The organism is Kitasatospora sp. NPDC034533 (genome assembly GCF_055575155.1).
In genome coordinates, this window is the sequence record NZ_JBVITE010000037.1 from 72,985 (window position 1) to 81,953 (window position 8,969).

The 8,969-nt window shown below is 71.5% G+C and carries 8 protein-coding genes; all 8 read left to right on the top strand.

The window, feature by feature from the left end; translation table 11 throughout:
- Nucleotides 1–69 precede the first annotated feature (69 nt).
- The 8 genes from ACZ55U_RS24080 to ACZ55U_RS24115 all read left to right on the top strand — a co-directional run bounded on the left by ACZ55U_RS24080 (nucleotide 70) and on the right by ACZ55U_RS24115 (nucleotide 8,868).
- A complete protein-coding gene (locus tag ACZ55U_RS24080; RefSeq protein ID WP_465528792.1) occupies nucleotides 70–1,581 on the top strand; it encodes a gamma-aminobutyraldehyde dehydrogenase in 1,512 nt (503 codons plus the stop codon).
- A 56-nt stretch (nucleotides 1,582–1,637) separates the two neighbouring features.
- Nucleotides 1,638–2,888, top strand: a complete 1,251-nt coding sequence (locus ACZ55U_RS24085) for a polyamine ABC transporter substrate-binding protein (protein WP_465528793.1) — start codon at nucleotides 1,638–1,640, stop codon at nucleotides 2,886–2,888.
- Between the two features lie 40 nt (nucleotides 2,889–2,928).
- Complete coding sequence (locus tag ACZ55U_RS24090; RefSeq protein WP_465528795.1) at nucleotides 2,929–4,071, top strand: ABC transporter ATP-binding protein; 1,143 nt, start codon at nucleotides 2,929–2,931, stop codon at nucleotides 4,069–4,071.
- Nucleotides 4,068–4,997 carry an ABC transporter permease gene (locus ACZ55U_RS24095; protein ID WP_465528797.1) on the top strand — a complete coding sequence of 310 codons (930 nt, stop codon included), beginning with the start codon at nucleotides 4,068–4,070 and terminating at the stop codon, nucleotides 4,995–4,997. Before ACZ55U_RS24090 ends, ACZ55U_RS24095 begins: the two co-directional genes overlap by 4 nt.
- Nucleotides 4,997–5,800 carry an ABC transporter permease gene (locus ACZ55U_RS24100; RefSeq protein ID WP_465528799.1) on the top strand — a complete coding sequence of 268 codons (804 nt, stop codon included), beginning with the start codon at nucleotides 4,997–4,999 and terminating at the stop codon, nucleotides 5,798–5,800. Before ACZ55U_RS24095 ends, ACZ55U_RS24100 begins: the two co-directional genes overlap by 1 nt.
- A 63-nt stretch (nucleotides 5,801–5,863) precedes the next feature.
- Complete coding sequence (locus ACZ55U_RS24105; protein WP_465528801.1) at nucleotides 5,864–7,258, top strand: NAD(P)/FAD-dependent oxidoreductase; 1,395 nt, start codon at nucleotides 5,864–5,866, stop codon at nucleotides 7,256–7,258.
- 264 nt (nucleotides 7,259–7,522) lie between these two features.
- Entirely contained in the window at nucleotides 7,523–7,954 is a 432-nt protein-coding gene (locus ACZ55U_RS24110; protein ID WP_465528803.1) for a bifunctional DNA primase/polymerase, read from the top strand.
- A 95-nt stretch (nucleotides 7,955–8,049) separates the two neighbouring features.
- Nucleotides 8,050–8,868 (top strand): hypothetical protein, encoded by an 819-nt coding sequence (locus ACZ55U_RS24115; RefSeq protein WP_465528805.1) that lies wholly within the window; start codon nucleotides 8,050–8,052, stop codon nucleotides 8,866–8,868.
- Nucleotides 8,869–8,969 lie beyond the last annotated feature (101 nt).

Consider the following 8,969-nt stretch of genomic DNA (forward strand, 5'->3'; position numbering starts at 1 on the left):
GGGACCGCAGACCCCCACCGCGGACGCCTGACCCCGCAGCGGTCGAACCACGGCACTTGGAGGAACCAGATGGACCTGACCGACTTCGCCCCGGGCGCGCAGTACATCGCGGGCCGCCAGACCAGGGGGAGCGGCGAACCCTTCCAGGTCGTCAACCCCGCCGACGGCGGCGTGGTCGAGCAGGTCGCCCTGGCCGGCCCCGAGGACGTGGACGCCGCCGTCGCCGCCGCCAGGGCCGCCCTGCCCGGCTGGTCCTCGGCCACCCCCGGCGCGCGTTCCGAGGCGCTCACCCGGCTGGCCGCCGTGCTGGCCGGGGCGGCCGACGACCTGGCCCGGGTGGAGACCTCGCAGACCGGCAAGCCGATCAAGCTGGCCACCGAGTTCGACGTCCCCGGCACCGTCGACAACGCCGCCTTCTTCGCCGGCGCCGCCCGCAACCTGGAGGGCAAGGCGGCCGGCGAGTACTCCGGCGACCACACCTCGTACGTGCGCCGCGAGGCGGTGGGCGTCGTCGGCTCGATCTCGCCGTGGAACTACCCGCTGCAGATGGCCGCCTGGAAGATCCTCCCGGCGATCGCCGCGGGCAACACCATCGTCCTCAAGCCGGCCGAGCTGACCCCGCTGACCTCGCTGATGTTCGCCCGGGCCTGCACCGCCGCCGGCATCCCGGACGGCGTGGTCAACGTGGTGACCGGCGCCGGACGCACGGCGGGCGAGCACCTGGTCGGGCACCCCGACGTCGCGATGGTCTCCTTCACCGGCTCCACCGGTGTCGGCAGGCGGGTCGCCGAACTCGCCACCGCGAGCGTCAAGCGCACCCATCTGGAGCTCGGCGGCAAGGCGCCGTTCGTGGTCTTCGACGACGCCGACCTGGACGCCGCCGTGCACGGCGCGGTCGCCGCCTCGCTGATCAACGGCGGCCAGGACTGCACCGCCGCCACCCGCGCCTACGTCCAGCGCCCGCTGTACGACGCCTTCGTGGCCGGGGTGGCCGAGCTGTACGCGGCGATCCGGATCGGCGACCCGCTGAACCCGAGCACCGACCTCGGCCCGCTGGTCTCCTTCGCCCACCGGGACCGGGTGGCCGGCTTCGTGGAGCGCGCCCGCTCGTACGCGACCGTGGTCACCGGCGGCCGGGCCCCCGAGAAGGGCCACGACGGCACCGACCTCACCCGGGGCGCGTACTACCCGCCCACCCTGATCACCGGCGCGGCCCAGGACAGCGAGGTCGTGCAGGGCGAGATCTTCGGGCCGGTGCTGGTCGTGCTGCCCTTCGACGGCGACGACGAGGGCCTGCGGCTGGCCAACGACACCCCGTACGGGCTGGCCGCCTCCGCCTGGACGAGCAACGTCCACCGCTCGCTGCGCGCCACCCGGGAGATCGCGGCCGGCTGCGTCTGGGTCAACGACCACATCCCGATCATCAGCGAGATGCCGCACGGCGGCTACAAGGCGTCCGGCTACGGCAAGGACATGTCGCAGTACTCGCTGGACGAGTACACCCAGGTCAAGCACGTCATGTTCGACACCACCGCGGTGGCCCGCAAGGACTGGCACCGCACCGTCTTCGGAGACAGATAACCCCTCGGCCCACCCGGGTGCCCCCACACCCCCCTCTCCCCCAGGAGGCCCGTTCCATGGCGTTCAACGAGCTCACCGACGGTCTGCCCGAACCGGTCCGAAGGGCCTGGGAGCGCAGCCTGACCAGCGGTCGGGCGGCGCTCGGCCGCCGCACCCTGCTGCGCGCCGCCGCGCTGACCGCCGGAGCGGGCACCCTGGCGGCCTGCGGCATCCCGGCGGCCCCCCGGGCGACCGGCGACTCGACCGCGAACGCCGCTCCGGACCTCTCGCAGACGCAGAAGGAGGTCAACTTCTCCAACTGGCCGCTGTACGTGGACACGGACGAGAAGGACAAGGAGAAGCACGGCACCCTGGACGCCTTCACCGCGGCCACCGGCATCAAGGTGAAGTACAACGAGGACGTCAACGACAACGTCGAGTTCTTCGGCAAGGTCAAGCCGCAGCTGGCCTCCGGCCAGGACACCGGCCGCGACCTGATGGTGCTCACCGACTGGATGGCCGCCCGGCTGATCCGGTTCGGCTGGGCGCAGAAGCTCGACCCGGCGAACGTCACCACCGCGATCACCAACATCGAGGCGCGCTTCCGCGCCCCCGACTGGGACCCGGGCCGGCTGTACTCCTACCCGTGGGCGGGCATCCAGACGGTCATCGCGTACAACAGGAAGGCGACCAGGGGGAAGGAGGTCACCAGCGTCTCCCAGCTGCTGGACGACCCCGACCTCAGGGGCCGGGTGACCTTCCTCTCCGAGATGCGCGACAGCATCGGGATGGTCCTGCTGGACCAGGGCAAGGGCACCGAGAGGTTCACCGCGGACGACTACGACGGTGCGGTCGCCCGGCTCCAGAAGGCCGTCGACAGCAAGCAGATCCGCCGCTTCACCGGCAACGACTACGGCCAGGAGCTCTCGGCCGGCGACATCGCGGCCTGCATCGCCTGGGGCGGTGACCTGATCCAGCTGCGCGCCGACAACCCGGACATCGAGTTCGTCATCCCGGAGAAGGGCTACATCGCCTCGACCGACAACATGCTGGTCCCGGCCAAGGCGCAGCACAAGACGAACGCGGAGAAGCTGATCGACTTCTACTATCAGCCGAAGATCGCGGCGCAGCTGGTCGCGGGCATCGGCTTCGTCTCCGCCGTCACCGGGATGAAGGACGAGCTCGCGGCCATCGCCCCGGACACCGCGGCCAACCCGCTGGTCGTACCCACCCCCGAGATGGCGGTCAAGGCGCACGTGTTCCGCACGCTCTCCGAGAGCGAGGAGAGCGACTTCGAGCAGAAGTTCTCCAAGCTCATCGGCGCCTGACCCCACCTCCCGGCAGCCAATCCCAGGAAGACACCACCCCATGACAGACCAGCAGCGCGACGCGGCCGTCGGCGGCGACGTCCGGCTCACCGGCATCGGCAAGACCTACGGCTCCTTCACCGCCGTCCACCCGCTCGACCTGACCGTCCCGCAGGGCTCCTTCTTCGCCCTGCTCGGCGCCTCCGGCTGCGGCAAGACCACCACCCTGCGCATGATCGCCGGCCTGGAGGAGCCCACCTCCGGCACCGTCCTGATCGGCGGCCAGGACGTCACCGCCCTGCCCCCGTACAAGCGGCCGGTGAACACCGTCTTCCAGAGTTACGCGCTCTTCCCGCACCTGGACATCTTCGAGAACGTCGCCTTCGGCCTGCGCCGGCGCGGCAGGAAGGACGTCAAGAAGCAGGTCGACGAGATGCTGGACCTGGTCGAACTCGGCCAGTACGCCCGGCGCAAGCCGCACCAGCTCTCCGGCGGCCAGCAGCAGCGCGTGGCGGTCGCCCGCGCGCTGATCAACCACCCCCAGGTGCTGCTCCTGGACGAGCCGCTCGGCGCGCTCGACCTCAAGCTCCGCCGCCAGATGCAGCTGGAGCTCAAGCGGATCCAGACCGAGGTCGGCATCACCTTCGTGCACGTCACCCACGACCAGGAGGAGGCCATGACCATGGCCGACACCATCGCGGTGATGAACGGCGGCCGGGTCGAGCAACTGGGCGCGCCCGCCGAGCTGTACGAGAACCCCGCGACCACCTTCGTGGCCAACTTCCTCGGCCAGTCCAACCTGCTGCCCGCCGAGGTCACCGGCACCGACGGCGGCGACCTGCTGCTCAGCGCGGCCGGCGCCCGGCTCGCGGTGCCCAGGGCGCGCTGCGCCACCGACGCCAAGCGCGTCCACCTGGGCGTGCGCCCGGAGAAGATCACCATCTCCCACGCCTCCGAGCAGGTCGCCGACGGCCGCAACAAGCTGGCCGGCACGGTGCTCGACTCCAGCTTCATCGGCGTCTCCACCCAGTACGTGGTGCGCACCGACGGGGGCCAGGAGGTCACCGTCTTCGAGCAGAACATGGAGCGCGACGCCCGGATCGTCCCCGGCGCCTCCGTCCTGCTGCACTGGAACCCGGCGCACTCCTTCGCCCTGGACGCCGCGCAGGCGATCGACGCGGGCACCACGGAGGAGGCCGCGTGACCACCACCACCCCGCCCGCCGCGCCCCAGGTCATACCGTTGCGGGAACCGGCGCCGAAGCCGAAGCGCAAGCTCACCCCGTACTGGCTGCTGCTGCCCGGCATCGCCTGGCTGGTCGTCTTCTTCGCCGTCCCGATGCTCTACCAGGGCTCGACCTCGCTGCAGACCGGCTCGCTCGAAGAGGGCTTCAAGGTCACCTGGCACTTCTCGACCTACTGGGACGCCCTGGTCGAGTACAAGTGGCACTTCCTGCGCTCGTTCTCCTACGCGGCCGTCGCCACCGTGCTCTGCCTGGCCATCGGCTACCCGCTCGCCTACACGATCGCCTTCAAGGCGAGCAAGCGCTGGCGCAACGTCATCCTGATCCTGGTCATCGCGCCGTTCTTCACCAGCTTCCTGATCCGCACCCTGGCCTGGAAGACCATCCTGTCCGACGGCGGCCCGGTGGTCGGCGCGCTGAACGCGCTGCACGTCCTGGACGTCACCAACCTGCTCGGCCTCACCGACGGCGACCGGGTGCTGGCCACGCCGCTCGCCGTGGTCTGCGGCCTGACGTACAACTTCCTGCCGTTCATGATCCTTCCGCTGTACACCTCGCTGGAGCGGATCGACCCGCGCCTGCACGAGGCGGCCGGCGACCTCTACGCCCGGCCGTTCACCACCTTCCGCAAGGTCACCTTCCCGATCTCGCTGCCGGGCGTGGTCGCGGGCACCCTGCTGACCTTCATCCCGGCCTCCGGCGACTACATCAACGCCCAGCTGCTGGGCTCCCCGAGCGAGCAGATGGTCGGCAACGGCATCCAGAAGCAGTTCCTGAACGTGCTCGACTACCCCACGGCGGCCGCGCTGAGCTTCATCCTGATGGCCCTCATCCTGGGCATGGTGACGGTCTACATGCGCAAGGCCGGGACGGAGGATCTGGTCTGATGTCCCGGATGTTCAAGTGGATCCGCGCCCACCTGGTGGTGCTGGCCGGCCTGCTGGCCCTGGCCTACCTGGTGCTGCCCAACCTGGTGGTGCTCGCCTTCTCGTTCAACAAGCCGGTGGGCAAGTTCAACTACGAGTGGAACGAGTTCTCCACCGACGCCTGGACCAACCCCTGCGGGGTGGCCGGCATGTGCCAGTCGCTCTCGCTCAGCCTCCGGATCGCGGTGCTCGCCACCGTCGGCGCCACGGTGCTCGGCACCATGGTCGCCTTCGCGCTGGCCCGCTACCGCTTCCGCGGCCGTTCCGCCACCAGTGCGATGATCTTCCTGCCGATGGCGATGCCCGAGGTGGTCATGGCCGCCTCGCTCGGGACGCTCTTCCTCAACATGCGCATCCCGTTCGGCTTCACCACCATCCTCATCGCGCACATCATGTTCTGCCTCAGCTTCGTGGTGACGGCGGTCAAGGCGCGCGTGATGAGCATGGACCCGAGGCTCGAACAGGCCGCCCAGGACCTCTACGCGACCCCCTTCCAGACCTTCCTGAGGGTCACCCTGCCGCTGGCGGCGCCCGGCATCGCGGCGGGCGCGCTGCTCAGCTTCGCGCTCTCCTTCGACGACTTCATCATCACCCAGTTCAACTCGGGCCCGACCACGGTCACCTTCCCGATGTTCGTCTGGGGCGCCTCGCAGCGCGGCATCCCGGTGCAGGTGAACGTCATCGGCACCGCGATGTTCCTGGCCGCCGTCGTGCTGACCGTCGCCGGCCAGTGGCTGGGCAACCGCCGAAAGGCCACCGTCTGACGTACGGTCGACAGCGGTGGAACGTACGACCATCATCTATCCGTAGAAAGTGGCTGATAATGCATGGACTCCGCCCGCGCACTCAGTGACGCCAGGCCCACCCCCTTCTGGCTGGAGGATCCCGGCCGGCCGGCGGCGCTGCCCGCCCTGGTCGGCGACACCACCTGCGACCTGCTGGTCGTCGGCGGCGGCTACTCCGGCCTGTGGACCGCCCTCATCGCCAAGGAGCGCGACCCCTCGCTGGACGTCGTGCTGGTCGAGGGCAACGAGGTCGGGTGGGCCGCGTCCGGGCGCAACGGCGGGTTCTGCGCGGCCAGCCTCACCCACGGCTTCGGCAACGGCCTGGACCGCTGGCCGTCCGAACTGGCCCGGCTGGAACGCCTCGGTGCCGCCAACCTCGACGGCATCGAGGCCACCCTCAAGCGCTACGGCATCGACGCCGAGTGGGAGCGCACCGGCGAGATCGACGTCGCCACCCAGCCCCACCAGGTCGAGGAGCTCCACGAGATCGCCGAGGCGGTCGAGCGGTACGGCTTCGACATCACCGTCCTGGACGCGGACCAGCTGCGCGCCGAGGTGAACTCGCCGACCTTCCTCGGCGGCCTCTGGGACAAGGAGGGCGTGGCGATGGTCCACCCCGCCAAGCTCGCCTGGGGCCTCAAGGACGCCTGCCTGAGCCAGGGGGTGCGGATCTTCGAGCACACCCGGGCCACCGACCTGCGGGAGCACGGCAGCGGCATGGCCGTCCGCACCCCGTACGGCCGGGTGTTCGCCCGCAAGGTCGCGCTCGGCACCAACGTGTTCCCGTCCCTGCTCAAGCGGGTCCGCCCGTACATCGTCCCGGTGTACGACTACGCGCTGATGACCGAGCCGCTCAGCGAGGAGCAGCTCGCCTCGATCGGCTGGCGCGGGCGGCAGGGCCTCGGCGACAGCGCCAACAAGTTCCACTACTTCCGGCTCTCCGCCGACAACCGCATCCTGTGGGGCGGCTACGACGCGGTCTACCACTTCGGCGGCCACGTCCGGCACGAGTACGACCAGCGGCCGGAGACCTTCCGCACCCTGGCCGAACACTTCTTCCGCTGCTTCCCGCAGCTGGAGGGGCTGCGCTTCACCAACGCCTGGGGCGGGGCGATCGACACCTGCAGCCGGTTCTCGGCCTTCTTCGACACCGGCTACCGGGGCAAGGTCGCGTACGCCGTCGGCTACACCGGGCTCGGCGTCGGCGCGACCCGCTTCGGTGCCGAGGTGATGCTCGACCTGCTCGCCGGCGAGCGCACCGAGCGCACCTCGCTGGACATGGTGCGCAGCAAGCCGCTGCCGTTCCCGCCCGAGCCGGTGCGCTGGGCCGGGATCGAGCTCACCACGCGGTCGCTGGAGCGGGCCGACCGCAACGGCGGGCACCGCAACCTCTGGCTGCGCACCCTGGACCGGATGGGACTGGGCTTCGACAGCTGACCCCGAGGCCCGTGCACGCGACGTCCGTGAGCGGCCCGTGCGAGTGCGGGCGACCCTGCAAGCGCGAGCGACCGCGAACGTGCGAGCAACCGCGAACGTACGAGCAACCGCGTAAGTGCGAGCAACCGCGTAAGTGCGAGCAACCGCGCAAGTGCGAGCGACCCGTGTAAGAGGGACCCGCCGTCCGCCTCTCCCTGGTGACGGCGGGTCTCGCTCTTCCCGCCGTGTCCGAACTGTACGAACGGCGAGAAGCGGGGACACGACATGGAGAACACCGGACTGCACTGGCTCGCGCAGGCGGCACCGGACCCGGACTCCTTCCGGGAGCGGTGGGAGCGCACCGGGCTGGGCCTGATGCCGCTGCCGGCCGGCCGCCGCTGGGACGTCCTGGCCGTCCCCGGGCGGCTCGGGCGCCCGGCCCTCGCTGTCCTGGACCCAGGCGGCCGGGGGCCCGTCCTCACCGACTCCGGGGGCGAGTACGTCAGCTTCCTGGTGCCGGTCGGCACCTCCGCCCGCTGGATCGGCACCGGCGTGCGCAGCGCGGGGAAGGGCACCTGGGTCGTCCTCCCGCACCCCGAGCGGGCCAGCCGGGCTGTGCGCTGGCTGGTCCCGCCCGACGGCTCCGGGCGGCTCAACGACCTGGTGCGGCTGGAGCTCGCCCTGCACGAGGCGGCGGCCGGGCTCGGCGACCGGTGAGCCCCGGGACGTCCGGTGCCCGCTGAGCCCTCTCCGGCACCCGGCGCAGGGGCGCGCGTGGCGCGCGGGACGGGCGGTCGCGTCAGACTGGAGGCGTGACCACCGTCCCGCACGCCGTCGACGCGTCCCTCCGCCCCGGCCCCGCCCAGCTGCGGCTGGCCGCACTCGCCGCACCCGTCTGCGAGCGGTACGGCCTCGCCCTGGCCGGCGGGCACGCGCTGCGCGCCCACGGGGTCGGGGCCTGCCCGCAGGACGGGCTGACGCTGGTGACCGGTGGCGCCGACCTGCCCGAGGTGGCCGCCGTACTGGCGGAGGCCTACCGGGCGGCGGGCGGCGGGGTCGTGGAGCGGCCCGGCACCCCGCGGCTGGAGCAGCTCACCGTCCGGCTGGCGCTGGGCGGGCGCTCGCACTCGGTCGAGCTGCGCAAGGAGCCGCTGGGCCACCGCCCGGTGCGGCTCGACCTCGGTGCGCCCGGCCCGCAGGAGCAGAGCGGGGCGGGCGGGACGGGCGAGCCGGACGGGCCGAGCGGGCCGGGTGAGCCGCCGGTGGTGCTGCCGGTCGCCGCCCTGGAGGACGCGGCCGCGCTGACCACCGCGCTGCTCGTGGACCGGGGCATGCCGCGCGACCTGATCGACGTGCGCGCCCTCACCCGCTGCTACCGGGAGGGAGAACTGCTCGCACTGGCGGGGGAGTTGGACCCGGACTTCCAGCCCGCGGCGCTGGCCGAGCGGCTGGAGACGCTCGCCGAGGCGGCGGACGGGCGCTTCCGTGCCCGGGGCGTCCCGGTCGGCGAGGTGGACGAGCTGAAGCGGTGGGCATTGGCGTGGGCGCAGGACCTGCGACTGGACCTGCTGGAGACCCAGGAGGCGGCGGACGGGCTGCACGATCTGTACCTGGAGGACGAGGAGTCCTGAGGCCAACCCCGTTACCTTCTTCGTGGCCCTGAAACGGGGCTCCTGGCCTCCGGGTCCGGCATGACTGTTGCCCCCTGTCGATCGCATGACCTGGGGGGTGG